Here is a 20,086-nt window from a genome sequence, read left to right on the forward strand (position 1 = left end):
CCTGAACGCAAAGGTCGCCATCAATGGCGCCCCTGCAACTGACGCGCACTACGCTATAATGCGCCGCACATTATACATAACAGGAGAGCACCATGGCGAAAACCGCAGCAGCTTTACATATCCTTGTGAAAGAGGAAGCGCAGGCGAAAGCCCTGCTGGCGCAGCTGGAGAAAGGAGGCAACTTTCAGCAGCTGGCAAAAAAACATTCAACCTGCCCGTCCGGACGCAACGGCGGTGATTTGGGCGAGTTTCGTCAGGGACAGATGGTGCCGGCTTTTGATAAAGCGGTTTTTACCTGCCCGCTGCTGAAGCCTTACGGACCGGTAAAAACCGCGTTTGGTTACCACATCATTAAGGTGCTATGGCGCAGTTAATCACTTCTGGCTCTTCATCTGCTGCAGCACATTGCTGCACTGATTAGCGTCGGTGTCGCTGGGTGAAATCAGCGCCAGCAGCGCGGCAGCCGGTGCCACAACCGCCCCCAGCGCTACGGCCGCCGCCCCGCGTGCAATAAGCGGCCCGGTTTTAACCCCGGCATCCGGATTTTTAAAGGTTCCGCGCACGTAGAGCGGAGAACGCAGCGTAATAATGCGAATGCCTTTGCTCTCCGGATTTACCGTCAGATCGAGTCGCTCGCTGGCAAAGTTAACGTTGCCGGTGACGTTGATTACCGCATTTTCGGTATCAAACACGAACAGGCGCGGCGTTGCGACGCCCTGGCGCAGCGTCAGATCGGTGGCGGCACAGTTGATGCGCACTTCATCATCACCAAACAGTTTACCCACCACGTAGTTTCCGACGTTAAGCCCGGCAATTTCCATCAGGCTGCGGCTGATGAGGCCATTGTTCATCAGCAGGCGCAGCTGACCGTTGCTGCTGCCCAGCAGTGCGGCAACCGAATTGCCGGTACCGCTTAGCGTTGCGTCTCCGTTGAGCTGGCCCAGGCTGCGCTGCATGGCGGTTACATCAGGAAACAGCTGGCGCAGCTGCAGTTTGCGCGCGTGCAGATCGGCGCGGCCGCGCATCGGTGAACGGCTGCCCTCAAGCCGGATAGTGGTATTGATATTGCCGCCGGCCATGCCGAAGCGCAGCGGATCAAGCAGCAGATCGCCTTTTTCCAGCGTCAGATGCGTATAGAGGTCGCTGAGCGGCAGCTTGCTGCTGTGCTCAATGCGCTTGCCGCTAAACTTCACGTCGGCATCCATCGCATCCCAGCTTTTGGTTTCAAACTTATCGTAAGGCAGCACGCGATCGGCAGGCTGCGTGGCGGCTTCACCACGCTGCGCCTTCGCCCGCGCCGTTTTCTCACTCCCTTTACCGGAATCAACGCCAATCAGCGGGCCGAGATCGGCCATGCGCAATTGACGGGAAGTGAGTTCGCCGCTCAGCTTCGGCCGGGGTTTGCCCTGACGATAGGTGAGCGATCCATGGATATCACTGTCACCGATATGGCCATTAAACTTTTCATAGCGGAACAGCGCGCCTTTGGCGTCATTAAAGCGGGCAGTCAGATGACCGTCAGTTTCATAAGGGGGGGTATCAGGCAGCAGCACGCCGGTTAAGCCATAGAGATTGGCCAGCGTATCGCCGGAAAATCGCAGGCGCACATCCAGCCCGCCCAGGTTCAGCGGATCCTGCAGCGTGCCTTCCAGCCTTACCCGCGTGGTGCCGTTACGCAGATCGGCCTGCAGCGGAAATGGCGTGGTTTTGCTGCGCAGTGAGAGCATGCCGCCAATTCTGCCGTCGCCGGAAAGCGGCTGCTGGTTATAGGTGCCTTTCGCCTGCCAGCCAAAAACAAAATCGCCAGCGCCTTTCTGCTTATCATCGCCGCCGGTAACCTGAGCATAAGGCACGGGTTTACCGAGTGAGTTGATATTCACCGTTACATCCGCTTTGTTGATCGCATCGCGGTAGCGCAGCTGCCCCTGATCAAACAGAATATTATCCATGCGGAATGACCAGGCTGAGGGAGCGGCGTCAGCCTCGCTGTTTTCGCTACTGGCGAGCGTAAATGTCCAGTTATTCTTCTTGCTGGCGAGCTGTATCAGACGCGCGTCGGGCTGCTGCAGCTTGATCCAGGGCAGGTAGATCTCTTTGTGCAGCAGCGCCAGGGGGGCCAGCGTCGCATCAACGCGCTGCAGGTGTACCATAGTCACGTCAGGAATGTCGGGCGGATTGCCCAGCATGATATCTTCAGCGTGTACCTGCGGCCAGGGGATCCAGCTGCGCCAGCCCGGCTCAGCGCGGTTACGCGCCCAGTGTACGCCAAGGTCGCCGCGTATCGCGAAAGGACGGTTCAGCTCTGCTGACACTTTCTGATTAATGGTTGGTTTCAGGCGGTTCCAGTCAAAGGTGGCAATCACCACAACCAGTACCACGATCAGTAACAGCAGAATGCCCGCCACCCAGCTGGCAGCTTTTCCCGTGCGAGTCATGCTTTTTCCTCCTTGTTCTCACGTCTCATTAAAGATAGTCGAGACGCGGTGTAACAACATCAGAGAAGCATCAACGGCAGCGATCTCAGCTCACTAAAAGGAAGCGGACGGGAAAAAAAGTATCCCTGAGCTGCAATAGCGGGTGAGGATTGTACCTGGCGCCACTCCTCTTCGGTTTCCACGCCCTCAACTATTACGCCATTGCAGTAGCGATTAATAAGCGTCAGCAGCGTTGAGAAAAGGACTCGCCCCTCTTCTGACGCGCGCAGCAGCATAAAGAGTTCACGCGATAATTTGATGTAGTCATAGCGCAGTTCGGTCAGCGCAGAAAAATTTGCCATGCCGGAGCCAAAATCATCCAGCCATAGCGGCCCCAGCTCCGGCATCTGCGCCACCATCTCCTCCTGCGGCAGCGCATGATGCTCAGTGAGTTCAAAGCGCACCCACGGCAGCTGGCCAATCAGCCGTCGCAGGGCCGGATGCTGCTGTATCGCCAGCAGCGTCGGCCCGTCAATATTGACCGATGCCACCAGCTGATGGCGGATAAAAAAGCGGGACCACGTCAACAGCAGAGTGAGTTGTTCATGCACCACATCCAGCCGCTGCTCTGTCGATAGCGCAGCAAAGTAGCTTTCCGGTGAAAGACGCTTTTCCGGCATAGCCGCGTACGTAACGGCGGTCAGCAGCTCAATCGCCAGCAGGCGGCCAGATATCTGATAAATAGGCTGAAAAGTATAAGTACGCTGGCACTGCTGCCGGAAAAATGCGATATCCGGTTGCGTATGTTTAAGAGAAACAGACAGCCGGTGTCCGGAATTCTTCATCACCATGGTTTTTTCCTGATCGGTGGTGAGTGCCAGCAGAAAGCAACCCGGCGGCAAGTATCGGCTGGTTCCTGGATAACTTTATTGCTTTGTGCAGCCATATAGGGCGTCGAGTCTAACAGCGCGCCTTTGCCTTAATCGCAGAAACAGAGGATGCTTTGTCTGCTAAATCGTCGCCGGAGGGCGATTTAAAGACTTAAGGCAAACTGACGCGCCAGAAAACCGGCCGCCGGAAGGGTTCGGAAAAAGGCGCAGCCGGAGGGATTTCTCTGCTGAAATTTCCCGTGATTGGTTTGACTTACTACTCTGTTTTATCCTGTTCATTGCGCTTAGTACGCCTCTTCCATCTTTCGCACTTTATCTGAAGTGTGCACTTATTATCTTCGCTAAACATAACTGTTTAAATTCAGTCTCTTGAAAGAGAATTCCCGCCTGCCAGGTATAGTCTGATTCTCGCTGGTTATCGTTTTTTCGGCTGGACGACAACGCAAAAGAAGACCATCTTTTAATCAATAACAGCAGGACGCTGTTCCTTCGGCCGCAGAAAAACAACGACTATACGCCCTGCTCAGGACAGATTTATGCACACAGAAATTATCAATATCTGGCCATCCGGTGATGCGCCAGGCGCCAGTGACTCCCGCGCTCAGCCGCAGATTGTTGACCTGGCTAAAGAGTATGAGCCTTACGATCGCGCAGCCACCGGCGTGCGCTGCCCGGAAATGGCTATCTGGTATCCGGAAACCTCCAACGGGATCACTCTGCTGGTGGCACCGGGCGGCGGTTATCAGCGGGTGCTAATCGATCGTGAAGGGAGCGCGCTGGCCACGTTTTTTACCTCGATGGGCTATACGCTGGCCGTAATGACATATCGCCTGCCCTATGACGGGCATCATGAAGGCGCGGATGCACCGCTGGCCGATGCCCAGCGGGCGGTCCGCGTGCTGCGCGAACGGGCGCAGCAGGGCAAAAACGGTAAGTACATTGTGATGATGGGCTTTTCCGCAGGCGGCCACGTTGCGGCCTCGCTGGGAACGCGGTTTAACGAGAAGCTCTATCCGGTCCAGGATCGTATCGATGCGCTCTCACCGCGCCCCGACGCTATGGTGCTGATCTACCCGATTATCAGTATGCGTGACGGCCTGGCACACGAAAGTTCACGCACGCGCCTGCTGGGCGCCTGGCCGGATCAGAAAAGTATCAATGCCTATTCGCTGGAGACGCGCGTGCACGCGCAAACACCGCCAGCCCTGCTGATCCATGCGGCTGACGATGAAGCGGTTTCCGTTAACCACAGCATGCTGTTCTTCAGCGCGCTGCGTGAACATAAAATTCCGGCCGAGATCCATTTTTATCAGAAAGGCGGGCACGGTTTCGGTATCCGCGGCGTAGCCGATCTGCCACTGGCAAGCTGGCCGATGCTGGTCACCGAATGGCTGCGGGCGAAAACCTGACGTTGTTACGCCCTGCGCGGAATTCATCACAGGGGGCGCATTTATGCGCCCCGATCGGTGCTGTTTTCTGCTTTACTGCTTTCGTCCGGGGCCGGTGCGGCGGGCGCATCAGGCACCGTCATCACCTTGTTCCAGCTCTCCTGCAACATCTTCACATTGGTCTCTGCTTCGCCCTGTGGCTGGATCAGTACCATAGTCAGCTCCTGCGTCAGCTGCTGGCGCAGTTCCTGGTTAAGCTGCTCACGCGTTAACTCACTCAGGAAAGACTGGCGCAGTTTCTGATACTGCTCGGGAGCAATATCCACTACCGCATTCTGCTGCGAGCGCAGGCGCTGCCCCATCAGAATGTCAGTATCCGTACGGGCGTAGGTGGTAAACAGCTTATTCAGCTCCAGCAGCTTCTGCGCCATAAGCGCATCAAATTCATCCTGCGGCAGCCCTTTATCGCGAACCACGGCCAGCGCTTTAGCGATCTGATTCATGTTTTGTGGCAGTGACGCGTTGGGACTCTCCATATTGATGGAGCACTGCGCGCGCTGATAAAGCACGCGGCAGTCAAAGCCGACCTGCACATTTTGCGCTTTATTATCTGCCAGCGCGCGCTGCACGTGCCAGAACAGCGCTTCCCGCGCCAGATCGCTCTGCCAGTAACGTTGCAGATACTGCGATTCGCGAATCGGTTGCCACGACGTATCCCATACCAGCGACAGCCGATCCTGTGCCAGAGAGCCATCTACCAGATTGACCGGCTGATGCGGCAGCGGCGACAGCGTGGGCAGTGGTGCCGGCGTATCGCGTTTTCCTTTCAGCGTTGCGAAAGTCTTGCCAATCTGCTCCATGATAGTGCGGCTGTCGACATTACCAACCACATAGAGCGTCATATTATCTGGCGTATACCACTGCTGATAAAAACTGTTCAGCTGCGCGGGATCGACCGGCGCGCGCGGTGGCTCACCGGGGTCGTGCGCCAGCATGGTTGAGCCTTTCAGGCGGTAGCGCCACCAGACATCCTGCGTGTCAGATGGCCAGGTGGCGATGGGATCGGTCGCGCTTAATGCCGTCGCGACCACCTGCTCATTAATGCTCATCTTACCCGCGGTCGCCGCCAGCCAGTTTAACGCTTCTTTAAGCAGTTCTGGCCGGTTGTTGGGCAGACTGAGGTTGTACTGAGTGTAGTCGTATGACGAGATCGCTGGCGGCAGCGGACGCTGCGGATCCATCGCCTGCTGCCACAGTGCACGCTGCTGATTGGTATCCAGCGCGGTGTTATGCACCATCGCCAGGCGCGGTAACAGATGACTGAAGCCGGTCTGCTGAGCGCTCTCCGCCAGCGAGCCGGTATTAACCACCAGGCGAAGCTCAATGCGATCGCTGGGACGTTGTGGTGTGGTCAGCAGCTGCCAACTGAACCCGTTGTCCAGTTTGCCCTCCTGCCAGGCGGGATCGGGCTGAAGTGTTTCGGCGTGCGCGCCGAAACCGGTTGCTGCAAGCAGCAAGCCGCCAACCAAAAGCCGAATTCTGGTGCCCTGCATGTGAACCCCTAATCAAACAGATAAACGCTTGTTAGCACGGACTGACTGGCCACCGGGAAAGCGGCCCGCGCGGCGTATTGCCGCCGCGTTTATTTAATGACAGTTCCTTTGACCACAGGATGGCCAGGAAGTCGCGCAACAAGGAAAAAAATCGGGAAAAAAATCAACGGGGTTTATTATGCAAATGCCCGCTGTCAGGGCAAGTGACAGCGGGCATTTAATCGGAAATTAACGCAAATTGCGGATTATGCGCCGGTATGAGAGACGTGATTGACCTTTTTCGCTGAAGAAAGCGTCTCTTTCATCTGGTTTTCATCCAGCTGACCCACCCACTTAGCCACCACCACCGTGGCTACGCCGTTACCGACCAGATTAGTCAGCGCACGCGCTTCGGACATAAAGCGGTCGATGCCCAGAATCAGCGCCAGGCCCGCGACCGGCAGATGCCCTACCGCAGAGAGCGTCGCGGCGAGAACAATAAAGCCGCTTCCGGTAACGCCCGCCGCGCCTTTCGAGGAGAGCAGCAGAACCACCAGCAGGGTGATCTGATGGAAGATATCCATATGAGCGTTGGTCGCCTGCGCAATAAACACGGCGGCCATGGTCAGATAGATTGAGGTGCCATCCAGATTAAACGAGTAGCCCGTTGGAATAACCAGCCCCACCACCGATTTTTTGCAGCCGAGGCGCTCCATCTTATCCAGCATGCGCGGCAGCGCTGATTCAGACGATGACGTACCCAGCACAATCAGCAGCTCTTCTTTGATATAACCGATAAATTTGAAGATGTTAAAGCCAGCCCAGCGCGCAATTGCGCCCAGCACGATCACGACAAACAGGATACAGGTAATATAGAAACAGATGATCAGCTGGCCAAGCTGCACCAGCGAGCCGACACCATACTTACCGATGGTGAAGGCCATGGCACCAAACGCCCCGATAGGTGCCAGGCGCATAATCATGTTGATCACGCCAAAGATCACTTTTGAGAAGCTTTCGATAACGTTGAACATCACGGTACCGGCGCTGCCGAGGCGATGCAGTGCGAAACCAAACAGAATAGCGAACAGCAGCACCTGCAGAATGTTGCCGCTGGCAAAGGCACCAATGACGCTGCCCGGGATGATATCAAGCAGGAACGCGATCACACCCTGCTGTTCTGCCTGCTGTGCATAAACGGCTACCGCTTTCGCATCCAGGGTGGCGGGATCCACGTTCATTCCTGCGCCAGGCTGAACCACGTTCACTACCACCAGTCCGATGATCAGCGCGATAGTACTGACGATTTCAAAATAGAGCAGCGCTACGGCGCCAGTGCGTCCAACGGCTTTCATGCTCTCCATGCCGGCGATACCGGTCACCACCGTACAGAAGATTACGGGGGCGATGATCATCTTGATCAGCTTTACAAAACCATCACCAAGCGGCTTCATTTGCGCGCCTAATTCGGGATAGTAATGGCCTAACAGAACGCCGATGCCGATGGCAACCAGCACCTGAAAGTAGAGGCTTTTAAACAGTTTCATAACAGGTGTCCAGGTAGAGACGGCATTCACCGCCTGTGTCAGGGAGAAACGCATGCGGCAAGCCGCCTGAGAGCGTAAAACCTTACCGATAAACTGAAAATAACACCCTGTTAACAGGATGAGTATCCCCTGACATTCCTTACAAAAGTTACAAAACTCTAACTATGAACTGAAACGCTTCAGCTGGCGCTATGGCGCGGTTTCTGCAGAACAATCAATTGATAAGGTCACTATCACGTGCGTGAACAGCGCTGCAGCCAGCCCTGTTCAAAGATGGTAAGCGGCAGCGCTTCGGCATAGAGGTAGCCCTGACCGATAGTGATGCCACGCGCCAGCAGCCAGTCGCGCTGCTCCGCCGTTTCCACCCCTTCAGCCACAACATCCGCATCCACAATCTTTGCCACAGCGGCCACAATGCGCACCATAGTGTCATCGTCCGGCAGCGCGGCGACAAAGCTGCGGTCCATCTTCAGCTTATTAACCGGTAACGCTTTAAACTGATGCAGATAATTGAGATTGCAGTAGCCCATACCAAAATCGTCCAGCGCAACGGCAACTCCGGTCTGCTGCAGCGCGAGCAGCAGCGCCATCGCCTGTTCGGCATCACCTATTCCGGCGGTTTCGGTGACTTCCAGCACTAAGGAACCCGGCCGGATGCGATGCCGTTCCAGCAGGCTCTGCAGATGCGTCACCATGCCGCTGTCGCGCAGCTGGACGGCCGAAATATTTACGCTCAGCGGCAGCGTAATCCCCCGTCGCTGCCAGCCGGCCAGAATGCGGCACGCCTCTTCAAATACCCAGCGACCGATGGCGGAAATCACGCCGATCTCTTCCGCGCTGGCGATGAACTCTTCCGGCAGCCCGAAGCTGCCATCCGCCATCCGCATACGCAGCAGCGCTTCAGCCCCCGTCAGCTCACCGGTTGCCATGTTAAGCTGGGGCTGCAGATAAAGCGCAAACTCACCCTCCTGCAGCCCCTGCAGAATGTCATGCTCCTGCGTCAGCCGCTTCTGCGCCCGTTCGGTCAGTACCGGATCAAAAAACAGGATCTGATTTTTCCCCTGATGCCGCGCTGACATCATGGCTGACGTCGCCCGATCCAGCTGCTCGCGGGCAGAGCAGAGGCTCTCGTCAGAGAGTGACAGCCCGATACTGGCATTCGGTCGCAGCTGCAGCTGATACAGATTGACCGGCTGATTGATACGCAGCATCAGGTTGCGCGCCAGGCGCATCGCGCGGAATGGATTGTGCGCCCGCTTCAGCAGCAGCGCAAAATCGCTGGGCCCTGTCTGCGCCAGCAGCGTGTGGTCATCAATCGTGCTGCGGATTTTCTCGACCAGCGTCAGCATCAGCGCATCGCGCTGCTCATCGCTCAGCACGCCGTTGGCTTCCTGCAGCGTTTCGATACGGATAACCATGACGCTCCAGGGCTGCTGCCGGTGACGCTGCTGCAGATGCTGGTCGAGCAGCGCCAGGAACAGCGTGCGGTTAGGCAGATCCGTCACGGCAAAATGGGTGGTCAGCCGGCTCATCTCATCGTGAACGGACTCCAGCACCTGCTGATTGCGGTTATAGCTGCGGATCAGCATGCCTATCTCATCATCGCGGTGATTTCCGGGCAGCGTAAGCTTATGTGTCAGGATGGCTTGCGGCGGCAGCTCCTGCAGCTCGCGTGAAATATCGCGCAGCGGGTGCACCACCAGACGGTTAATACACCAGCTAATGGCGACCGAGAGAATCAGCGCCATCAGCAGCCAGCTGGTGATCATGGTTGAGAGCGTACTGAGCAGAAACTGGTAAACGCGCGAGGAGTCCGCCTGAAGCACCAGATAGGCGATGGGCTTTGGCATGCCGCCCCGCTCTATCGCATACAGCGGCAGCGTGATCTGCACCGGCAGTTCAAACAGCCGGGCGACCAGACGCGGAACCGGCTTTTCCGGTGCAAAATCGGCGTGCAGCGCCTGAAACGCATTGGGCAGCACCACATCGGCCCGCGACAGGATACCGGCGGGTTTCAGTGTATTAAGAATATGCTCCGCCTGAGGGATGTCCGCTTTCAGCACCGCCTCTGAGAGCGGCTGGCGTACCGTGTGCGCCACATTCTCCATCTGCTGGGCGTAATCAACCCTGCGCTGCTGCACAAAATGAAAAAGCTGGATAACGATAAAAATCGTGATCGTCACCAGCACAACCGCAGACACGGCTGCCATTTGCTTGATGGTTAACGAGCGACTGACGCGCAACAAAATTTCTCCCGGCCGCAATGCCGCCATAATCCGCAGTGATAGTAGCCTGAATGCGCAGCAAGTATATCCCAGGTCTCAGACGTTGTACGCCGCGATAAGGGTGAAAATCATCGGTCGGAAGGAAGAGAGGCGCGTTTTCAGCGTTTTACCCGTTGCCGGGCGCGGAGAACGCGAGCGCGCACCGCGCGCTCGCAGGAGAGTATTAACCTTTTTCCTGCCAGGCAAGCCACACTAATAGCTGCAGGCTGGCAGAGAAGTAATTCTGTTCCGGCTGAATGCGGTCGCTGAGATGACCGGTCTGGTTCAGCGTCAAATCGCGTACCGCTGTCAGGCCGCCTTCCATATTGTAAGGCGCCGGGCTGTTAGCCAGTACGTCGAACCAGGCCGGCGTGGTCTGACGCGGATAGCCCTGCCAGACGTGCTGAAAAGGCACCAGCCGCAGGCTCTGCGGATCGTACCACCAGATATTCAGCGGCACGCGAATCGCATCATAACTGAACCGGTTAGAGTACCCCACCGCCGGTGCGACAGAGCCATCCGCGTTCAGCGCGACCCAGTCCAGCGGCAGCGCGGTTTTACCAAACTGCATCTCACCCAGCAGCGTCAGGCCATCGTCAATGAGCGTATTCCAGACGCGCAGATGGCTCTGCTGAGAAAACGCCTGCCAGGCAGCAAACAGAAAATAGGAGGGGTTCAGCACGACGTAGCTCGACTTATTAAAGCCGTTTGCGCCAGGCAGCATAACTTTGTGTCCGGCGTAATCGATCACGTTCAGCTTAATAATTGCCCGCTGAATGCGATCGGAATCCTGCTGATAATCTCCTCCCCACTTTTGGGCCGCGCGCTGCAGCGCCCAGGCAATGAGCACATTACCGTCGCTGGCGTCGTTTTTGTCTGCCACCGGATCGGCCGCATCAGGCACATAGCGCCAGTAGAACAGGTCATTTTGCGGATTATGCAGATGCGCACGCGTCCACTGCCACAGCAGATCAAAGGTAGCGCGATCGTTATTCGCCACCGCCAGCAGCATGCCATAGCCCTGACCCTCTGTATGGCTGACGCCTTTGTTGCCGGTATCGATAATCCGGCCGTCGCTGTTCAGAAAGCGGCTTTTATAACTGCTCCAGCCGTCTGCCATCGCCTGCGCGCTAAAAAATATCATCATTAAACAGAGCATCCACCGACGCCCGTGCCGCATTACATTCATTACCGCTTCCTATTGATATCGATACAGCAGCGTTGAGCCATTGTCGTTTTCCAGCGTCAGCGGTACTGCCGCGCTGCCGCCCTGATCGCGCAGCCACTGCGCATACAGCCCGCCCAGCACGGCCCCCATTGCCAGCCGCCAGCGTTCAGCCGGCAGCGTGTCGTGACCGGCCGGCAGCGCATGATGCTCAATCTGAATCGCATTTTCTGCCGGATGAATCTGCACAAAGCCCCAGTTGAAGCGGGCCAGCTGCAGATTCATCTCCCGCTCCAGATCCTGCACGGTACGTGAAGCCGGCAGAGGATAGCGCATCGCCAGCGTCTCCCCGGTGCTGGCCAGAAAAGCCGTGGCTTCATCACCGCCGTTCTCCAGCACGCTCTCTGTCATCACGCAGACCAGGTCAAACCAGCCAGGCTGATGCGACCAGGTCACGCGTGCGGTGGGTTGCTCGCTCATCAGTTATCTCCAAACATATAGCGGAAGTAGAGATTGGCAGTGCTTTCGTTGTAGTCGCCAAAGGTGTCATACCCCAGCTGCCCGCCAATCGTGACATCTTTATTAATTTTATAATCCGCACCGGCGTGCAGGTTGTAACCTATGCCGTTTTTACTTTCACCGCTGTAGTAAGCACTTCTGACAAAGCCGCGATCGGCCAGACTCTGCAGCTGCGACTGCAGCGCAGCATCGTCCGGGAAGTAGGCGCTCTTATCCTGGCTGTAAGACTGATACCCTACCGATCCCCCGACGTTGACTTTCAGATCGTCAAACTGACGGCTGAAATCCACCGGGAATGAAACGGACGCATAGTTCTGCGGGCTGAAATAGCCGCCCTGGCCATAACTGAAATAGCTGAGATTTTTGGAGAAATCCATCCAGGAGAGATTCATCCCCACTTTCAGCTCGCGATCGTCGTAGTGGAAAGGCCGTACATAAACGCCAGCGGTTGCCTGAACGCTCTGGTTGCTCGCCACATTTTCGCCAATGTAGCTATAAGCGCCGCCGCCGGCATAAAGTCCGGCATCGCCGTTGTCATAGCTCAGCAGGGCATTCGCGCCATTTTTCGTTACGCGTCCCCAGCGTTTGCCGCTGGTTTTATCTTCTGCTCCCACATAGGAAAGCAGGCTGTCGGTCATGGCACGGCGTTCACCGGTCAGGATCAGCGTCAGGAAATCCGTGAGTTTTGGTGACCACTGTATCCCGCCCACCAGCGTGCTGAGATCCTGGCCCAGCGGCGTGCTGCCGAGATCGATTTTATAGCTGTCACCCTTCAGCGCCATATTCAGCTCAACGCCGGAAGCGGACTGCGAATCGGTGGCTGAAGCGGGAACGTCCGTGATTTTCGCATCCCCGGCTGCCACGACATTGCCCTGCACCAGCGCATTGCTGCCAAAGCGGCGCCATGCATCTCCGCCAGCGCTGCCCGCGGTCAGTGAAACCGGCGTAACGGTAAAATCAAACCGCGACTCGCCAAACGGCACCGTGGAAAAGGTCAGCGGCGCTTTCGCTTCGGTCAGCTTACTCAAGCCTGACTCGCCATCGCGTCCGCGCACCTGCATCTGTCCCTGTACCCAGGTCCCGGTTTTCTCCTGCAGCGCGTCCATCATCGTGTCAATCTGATGCAGCGTCTGGTTCTGCTGCAGCACAGGCGTATTGGCTGCCAGCGCAGTGTCTGCTGTGCGGCTTACTGTTGGTGCGTTCTGCCACGGCATGACCGCGCCATAGCTGGAAGAGGAACGGCCAACCGGCGAGGTGCTGCGGTTAATAAAGGGATTGTCTGCCAGCGCCAGTCCGCCAACCACAGGTACGCTGCCGCTTTGCGCGCCCTGCAGACCAATCATTTTACCGCGTGCGGTACGCAGATAACGCATCGCTTCGCCGTGCTCGCCGTTGGCTTCCGCTACGCGCGCCAGCAGCAGCAGCCGCTCCGGCGTCTCTTCATTGCGCAGTCCGCGCGTCAGCGTATTCGCCCTGCTGATATCATTCTCTGCCAGCGCCACGTTAATGGCCCCGGTGCGCGCATCCTGTTGCGGCGTATCCTGCGTGATCAGATAGTCATAGACCACGCCCGCCTCTTTGTTCATTTTGCCGGACTGATAGAGACGCGCCATGGCAAACATCAGATCGCGGTTTTGCGGATCCTGCTGCAGCGCACCCACCAGTTTGTCATAGGCCGCCGCATACTGTTTCTGCTCACGCAGGCGATCTACTTCATTGATCAGATAGCCGTTGCGCACATCAGCCAGCTGCGCTGCCGTACTGCGCGCCTGCAGTTCAGGCGAGCTGAGAAAACGCTGCGCTTCACCGCTCAACCCGGCCTGGTTGAGCACCGTGACCTGCGTGGCATAGTCCCCGGCGTTACCCTGCACGCCGCGCTGCATGTTGCTGCGTACCACCGCCACGGCGCTGGTGAGATCGCCCGCTTTCGCCAGTTTCTCCGCCAGATTGCCGGCGTCAACCGGATTAGCCGGCGGGGCAGCAGCCAGCGCGCGCAGCGTATTCGCCGCCGCCGCATCCGAGCCCTGTGCCAGATACTGATCGGCCGTTGCCATTTGCAGATTAAAGTTAACGCGCTGCGCCAGTTCACGCATTGCGCCGGTTTTACTGCGATCGGGAATACGTGCCAGCAGCTGGCTCGCCTGCTGCCACGCGCCGCTTTCGCTGGCGTTGAGCGCACCGGCATAGAGTTCGCTGCTGGTCGCGCCATTGCGCATCACCGGCTGCATCACATTGGCTGCCATCAGCGTATTGCCCTGCGCGCGGTAGAGCCGCGCCAGATCCAGACGCAGCCAGCCATCGGTGGGATAGCGCTGTACGCCGCTGGTCAGCGTGGCGATCGCGGCGGCGCTGTTGCCTGCGGCCTGCTCGCGTTTCGCCTGTGCCCGGATGGGATCGCTGTTATTACCGCGTGGCGCCACGCTCTGCCGCACGCTGTCGGGCAGTGAGGCGAGCAGGCTGTTAGCTTCAGCGCTGCGGTTCTGCTGGCGCAGCACATAGAACAGTCCCTCTTTGGCGCTGCGGTTATCCGCATCGCTTTGCAGGATCGCACGGTAGGTTTGTTCCGCCTGCTGCAGCTGATTGGTGCGGCGCTGCACATCGGCACGGAACAGTTTTGCCGCCACGCCTTTTTCGCCTTCAGCCTGGGTCAGCGGCTCGCTCAGCGCCAGCGCCTGCGCACTGTCGCCGCTTTTCAGCGCCTGCTGAGCGGCGGCAAGCTGCGCGTAAAAGCGGGCATCCGCCGCCTGCTTCTGCCGCGCATCGCTCTGATCGCCACCCAGCTGTGCCGCCCGGTTCAGGTAGTCTGCGGCTTCAGCGTAGCGCCCGGCGCGCTGCGCAACATAGCCCATGCCCGCCAGCGCATCCGCATCCTGCGGGTTCGCCTGCAGCACTTTTTCAAAGCTGGACTGCGCACCGCTGACATCGCCGCTGTTCAGGGCCGTAAAGCCGGCGCCCTTTTCCGCGCCGCCCACGTTTTTACGGTAGTAATCCACTACCGCGTTATCCTGAGGATGACGCTGCTGCCAGGTCTGATAGAGCGCAGCGTCCTGAGCCTGCGGTGCCAGCCAGAGCAGCGCCTGCCGCAGCGAGCGGTCAGCCTCTTTATTGCCGTCAGCCATACCGGCCAGCAGCTCAATCCCCTGGCGACGGGTCGGCTCCTGATAGGTCATCGCCTTGCCCAGCGCCAGCTGCGCACCGGTATCCTGCGGATGATCGGCGGCAAACTGCCGCAGCGCTTCAACCGCCTGCGGCAGCAGCGTGCGATCGCCGGCCATGGTCAGATAATATTCAGCGGCGACGCTCGGCGGTGGCTCGTTACCGCTGAAGGTGTTGCGCCACGTCTGCAGCGCTGCGGCGATGTTGCCGCTGCGTGCCTGCTGACGCGCCAGCGATAGCTGCGCCTGCGGAATACTCTGCAGTTGACGGGCGTTATCCAGTTCGGCCAGATGCGCATCGTTGGGCGAAACGGCACTCAGCCGCGCACGCCACTGCGCTGCCTCGGCGGTACTTCCGGTCTGCTGGGAGTAGAGCGCCAGCAGATAGAGCGCCTGGGTATTATTCGGCTCCGCCTGCAGGATTTTCTGCAGCGACGCCTTTGCCAGATCGTCATGCGCTTTCTGATGCCAGTAGGCAGCCTGGTCAAACAGCGCCTGCAGCGCAGGATTGTTGCTCTCTGCCGCCAGCAGCGGCTGAGAGAGCGTCAGCGCCCCGCCCAGCAGCAGGGCGTGGCGGATGCCGGCACTCAGTATATTTTTATGCATTCTTTTTATCCTTACTTCCTGCCGGACTGACTGTCTGCTTTGGGGTTAAGACGCCGCCATGCGTGACGCTTCAGCATGAGCCAGGCGCTGCTGCCGATCAGCACGGCAACCAGCAGCGCGGCCAGCGCCATCAGCACCGAGTGCTGGTTGGCGTACCACACCACCATCATGTACCACGGCATCTCTCCGCTCGGAAACTGCGGGCCAACGCGGAAGCTGCGGATCCCGTTCTCATCGGTAATGATGGCGGTATCGCCGCGAATACCGGCGTTGATGCGCGCTGAATTAAGATCGTCATGCAGGCGCAGCAGCTGCTGATCGCTGGTGGCCACCGTCATCACCACCAGCCGGTCGGCACTCCACGGCGAGCGATAGCTGACAAAACCGCGCCATGCCTCATTAGAGGAGAAGTAGCGATCGGCGTCCAGCTGCTGACGATACCAGTCGCCGGTCAGCCAGCCGCGCAGCTTATCCTTCAGGCCTGGCTCGTTAACGCTCAGCGTATTGCCGCTGGTCTGCCACGGCGTGCCGTGCAGCATCTGCTGCGTAAAAGCACTGTGCTGCATGGTACTGACCGCCAGCACATCACTCTGCTGCAGCCGGCTCAGATTGGTGCCGCCTTCAGGCAGGCCAAACAGTACCTGATTCTGTACCAGCGCAACGCCGGTTGCGTTACCCGCGCGCGCCGCCATATCGAGCAGCGTGGCGATCTCCGCATCACCCGGTTTTTCCGGCAGCAACAGCGTGGTCTGCGAGAAGTCTGCCAGGCGCGTGAACGGGAACGCGGCTCCGACAAAGTAAGAGAGGTTCGGCAGCATGGTAAAGTGACGGGTGTGGCTCAGATCGATCCACGAATCCTCTTCGATGCGGCTTTTAATGTTGTTGTTAAGCAGTACGCCGCACGGCGCATCCGCTTTTGGCTTGATATTAAAGTAGAGCGCCAGCTGGTTATCGCCGTAAATCAGATACGGCTCCAGCTTCAGGGTGTAGTGCTCCTGACGCGCGTCGCCGCCCAGGCGGTGCCAGGCGCTCTCCAGCAGGCCGACTTTGTTAACCGTCAGGTTACGCAGGAAAGTCCCGTTGAGGGCGACATTCAGGAACGAATTGTTTTCGTCGATCCAGCTTTCAGTGGGAAAACGGTAGTTCAGGTTTACCGGGATCGTATCGCCATCCCATAAAAACAGATCGGGCGCCGCGCGGAAGTTTACGCGCAGCGCATCATGCCAGATACCGGTCGTGGTCAGGCTCTGATCTTTGCGCAGCAGTTCACTCAGGCGTACCGGGCGTGAGGTGTTGATCCAGCGCGGGGCATCATAAGGCTTACGCTGGGCCAGCGGCTGCGGCTGCACAGCAAGCTGGCTGGCATCGGTAGTCAGCGGTTTGGTTGTCAGACGATTCGCCGCCTGACGCAGCTGTGCGTCATCGCTGCCCACAATCAGCAGCAGTTTATAGACCGGATTATCCGGGTTATCGATCACCTGCAGCAGCGGGCCATTGCTGGCCGGCAGCGTCACGATGCCGATTTTGTCGCCCGGATGCCCGACCAGAATACCGTTGCGCTCTGGCAGTGCGCCGCGACTCACCGGAAAACGTATACCGCGGTAGTCAGACTGAATGCCCATCCACGACGCCACCAGTGCGGCAGCGCTCACCGCATCCGGCGTTACGCTGCTGGCAAAACCAAAGGTGACGCTGGCCGGCGTCATACGCTGCGCATCAATAAACGGACGCGGGAAGTTGCGCAGGCTGGTGCCGATATTCAGCTGCTGGCCCTCCAGGCTCAGCGTGGTTTGCGGCAGAATCGTTACCTGATACTGCTGTGTGCTCTCTTTTTCACACAGCAGCTTATCCGCATCGTTGATTTTAAAGCTGAGGTTGTTATCTGACACTACCATGGCAGCCGGAATATCCAGCTGATAGTCGCTGACGTCGCTGTCGCTGGAGCCGAGCGGCAGCGTGCCGAGCGGCTGTCCGTTCAGCATCAGCTGCAGCGACGTATTGCGCGCGGCCAGCGCTGATGAGACGCGCAGCGACAGGTTGAGCCGTGCGTTGGTAACCACCTCATCACCGGGCAGGGTAAAGACAATGCCCGACTGCAGCTGCCCGCCGGTCAGGGTGATACCCTGCTTCTGCCCCATCTGCGACACCGAAATGGTGCTGCTTACCGGCTGGTTAAGAATGGCGCTTCCGGTATCAGGCGCAGGCAACAGGATTGCCGGCGCTTCAGCCTCAGCTGGCGCGGCAGTACTGCTCTCCGGCGTGTACGGGGCGGCCCCGGCCGCCTGCTGCAGCTGCGCGTCAGCCGTGCTGTCGAGCCCTTCCGGCGGCGGCACGGCTGACAGCGCACTGCTGTCCTGCGTAACCGCAGGCTCTTCAGCCTGAACCGATGTCAGCAGCAGTGCGGTCGCCAGCGAACTGGCGAGCAGCGTTTGCGTTAATTTCTTCATGCTGCGCTGTCCTCTTTCGCCGCAGGCTGGTCATCACGCTTGTGCTTCTCGCGGCGATCTTTCCAGGTCAGCCAGAACAGCTCAAAAACGGTACGAATAATAGTGCCGATCGATACCAGCGGATTATCCTGCTTATACTCCGGCTGGATCCACGCATCCGCTCGCGCCAGCACCACGCGAACCAGCTCGCGGCGACGCGCCAGCGGCATCGCGCCAGCGGCATCGCGCCAAAGCGCAGACGGATTGTCTCTGCATCGCCGGAAATTTTACTGACCGGGATAGTGATAGTGCCGGACTTCAGCAGCAGATCGATCTCTTCAATCTCATCCATTTCATGCCGGTTGTCAGGCGCATCCAGCTGCGCGCCGCCCATCGAGAGATCGCTGGTGCGGGTACGCGACGAAATCCCGCTGGCGTAGTGGATCACAGCCGGGATCTGCACCTCAATACGAATGGTTTTACGCACCTGCTTGGTTTCGCGCGCCACGGCGATGGCCGCCATCAGAATAATCAGACTGAAAATAGCCCAGCCAACGTTAAGCGCGATAACCCAGGGATCGACCCCGAAATAGTCATGCGCCGTCGCGCGGACCACGCCGGCCACAATGCCGATGGAGAGCAGCGTCGCGACAATGACGTGCGGCCGTACGATATGGAAATCAAAGAAGCCCTGATCGAGCAGACCGCCTTTATCCGTTACGTTGAACTTGCCATGTTTCGGCGACAGTAGCGTCAGCAGGGTCGGAATGACCAGATGGAAGCACATCACCGTTTCGTAAATCTCTCCCCAGAAGGTATAGCGGAAGCGGCCATTCATACGGGAGTTAACGTAGAGCGACATCACCAGATGCGGCAGCACATAGGCGAAGATCAGCGACGCCGAAGAGTGGATGATATTCAGGTTAAACAGCAGATAAGCCAGCGGCGCGGTAAGAAACGCCACGCGCGGCAGGCCAAACTGAAAGTGCAGCATGGCGTTGAGGTAGCAGAGGCGCTGCTGCCACTTCAGACCACGGCCAAACAGCGGATTATCCACGCGGAAAATCTGCGTCATGCCGCGCGCCCAGCGGGTACGCTGAATAACGTGCAGGCCGAGGCGTTCCGTTGCCAGACCGGCCGCCAGCGGGATCGCCAGAAACGCTGAGCCCCAGCCGCGACGCTGCATTTTCAGCGCGGTGTGCGCGTCTTCCGTCACGGTCTCAACGGCAAAGCCGCCAATCTCTTCCAGCGCGCTGCGCCGGATAACGGCACAGGAGCCACAGAAAAAGGTCGCATTCCAGTTGTCATTGCCCTGCTGTACCGGACCATAAAACAGCGATCCCTCGTTAGGAATAGAGCGGGCGGCACGCAGGTTGCGCTCGAACGGATCGGGAGAGTAGAAATAGTGCGGCGTCTGCAGCAGGGCCAGCTTCGGATCTTTCAGGAAGGGGCCGACCGTTGCCTGCAGGAACGCGCGCGTGGCGACGTGATCGCAGTCGAATACGCAGATCAGCTCGCCTTTGGTAATGGTCATCGCGTGATTAAGATTGCCCGCTTTGGCGTGCCGGTTGTCATCACGCGTGATATAGCCCACGCCCACGTCAGCGGCGAATACCGCAAACTCGCTGCGCTTGCCGTCATCCAGCAGATAGACTTTGATTTTATCGCGCGGGTAATCGATACACTGCGCCGCCAGCACGGTATCGCGCACCACGTCCAGACTTTCGTTATAGGTCGGTACGTATACATCCACCGTGGGCCACAGGCGGGTATCATCCGGCAGCGGTTCAATCGTACGCTTTAAAGGCCAGGTGGTCTGCAGGAACCCGAGAATTAAGATCAGCCAGACGTAAAGTTCAGCCAGATATAAACCAATGCCGAGAATAGCTTCGATCTCGGAATTAAATTCCAGCGTTTCGGTAGTGCGCCACCAGATATATCGGGTCGACATCAGCGCGGAAAGAATAACCATTACCACGGTTATTTTACGGCTTTTGCTGAAGCCCAGTAAAAACATCATCCCGATGCTGATTAAACCAAAAATATATTGTTTCTGGCTGTCCATAGGCGTGATGATGATTACCGCCGCCACCGGCGCGAGCACCAGCAGCAGCAGGTAAAACCCGAGTTTACTCATGAGTCACCCTGAAAAAGCGTTATAAATTATCTGAGCCGGGCCT

The 20,086-nt window shown here is 58.2% G+C and carries 11 protein-coding genes and 1 pseudogene; 2 read left to right on the forward strand and 10 right to left on the reverse strand.

Annotated elements, in window-relative coordinates; genetic code table 11:
* The first annotated feature begins 92 nt into the window (after positions 1-92).
* Positions 93-374, forward strand: a complete 282-nt coding sequence (ppiC, locus tag B4056_RS07370; protein ID WP_039381691.1) for a peptidylprolyl isomerase PpiC — start codon at positions 93-95, stop codon at positions 372-374.
* Here the strand turns inward: ppiC and B4056_RS07375 are convergent, their stop codons facing one another.
* Positions 375-2,435: an AsmA family protein gene (locus B4056_RS07375; RefSeq protein WP_094111168.1), complete on the reverse strand. Its 2,061-nt coding sequence runs from the start codon at positions 2,433-2,435 to the stop codon at positions 375-377.
* Positions 2,436-2,494: 59 nt separating this feature from the next.
* Positions 2,495-3,265 carry a cyclic-guanylate-specific phosphodiesterase gene (gene pdeH, locus B4056_RS07380; protein ID WP_288654267.1) on the reverse strand — a complete coding sequence of 257 codons (771 nt, stop codon included), beginning with the start codon at positions 3,263-3,265 and terminating at the stop codon, positions 2,495-2,497.
* A 575-nt stretch (positions 3,266-3,840) separates the two neighbouring features.
* Between pdeH and B4056_RS07385 the strand changes: the two genes are divergently transcribed.
* Positions 3,841-4,713, forward strand: coding sequence for an alpha/beta hydrolase (locus B4056_RS07385; RefSeq protein WP_288654270.1), 873 nt, complete (start codon positions 3,841-3,843; stop codon positions 4,711-4,713).
* A 41-nt stretch (positions 4,714-4,754) separates the two neighbouring features.
* Here the strand turns inward: B4056_RS07385 and B4056_RS07390 are convergent, their stop codons facing one another.
* The 8 genes and pseudogenes from B4056_RS07390 to bcsA all read right to left on the reverse strand — a co-directional run bounded on the left by B4056_RS07390 (position 4,755) and on the right by bcsA (position 20,043).
* Entirely contained in the window at positions 4,755-6,245 is a 1,491-nt protein-coding gene (locus B4056_RS07390; protein ID WP_288654272.1) for a M16 family metallopeptidase, read from the reverse strand.
* A gap of 245 nt (positions 6,246-6,490) precedes the next feature.
* Positions 6,491-7,771, reverse strand: coding sequence for a dicarboxylate/amino acid:cation symporter (locus B4056_RS07395; protein WP_039385674.1), 1,281 nt, complete (start codon positions 7,769-7,771; stop codon positions 6,491-6,493).
* A gap of 233 nt (positions 7,772-8,004) precedes the next feature.
* A complete protein-coding gene (gene hmsP, locus B4056_RS07400; RefSeq protein ID WP_199560447.1) occupies positions 8,005-10,014 on the reverse strand; it encodes a biofilm formation regulator HmsP in 2,010 nt (669 codons plus the stop codon).
* Positions 10,015-10,219: 205 nt separating this feature from the next.
* A complete protein-coding gene (locus tag B4056_RS07405; protein WP_376780632.1) occupies positions 10,220-11,224 on the reverse strand; it encodes a glycosyl hydrolase family 8 in 1,005 nt (334 codons plus the stop codon).
* A gap of 9 nt (positions 11,225-11,233) precedes the next feature.
* Complete coding sequence (gene bcsD / locus B4056_RS07410) at positions 11,234-11,680, reverse strand: cellulose biosynthesis protein BcsD (protein WP_094111172.1); 447 nt, start codon at positions 11,678-11,680, stop codon at positions 11,234-11,236.
* Positions 11,680-15,480, reverse strand: a complete 3,801-nt coding sequence (locus tag B4056_RS07415; protein ID WP_150034913.1) for a cellulose biosynthesis protein BcsC — start codon at positions 15,478-15,480, stop codon at positions 11,680-11,682. Before B4056_RS07415 ends, bcsD begins: the two co-directional genes overlap by 1 nt.
* An 11-nt stretch (positions 15,481-15,491) precedes the next feature.
* Positions 15,492-17,927, reverse strand: a complete 2,436-nt coding sequence (bcsB, locus tag B4056_RS07420) for a cellulose biosynthesis cyclic di-GMP-binding regulatory protein BcsB (protein ID WP_094111174.1) — start codon at positions 17,925-17,927, stop codon at positions 15,492-15,494.
* Positions 17,924-20,043 (reverse strand): annotated as a pseudogene (bcsA, locus tag B4056_RS07425) (UDP-forming cellulose synthase catalytic subunit). The gene bcsB and the pseudogene bcsA overlap by 4 nt, the downstream one beginning before the upstream one ends.
* Positions 20,044-20,086: the final 43 nt, after the last annotated feature.

The sequence above is a fragment of the Pantoea sp. UBA7232 genome, from assembly GCF_002473195.1.
GTDB lineage: Bacteria > Pseudomonadota > Gammaproteobacteria > Enterobacterales > Enterobacteriaceae > Pantoea > Pantoea eucrina.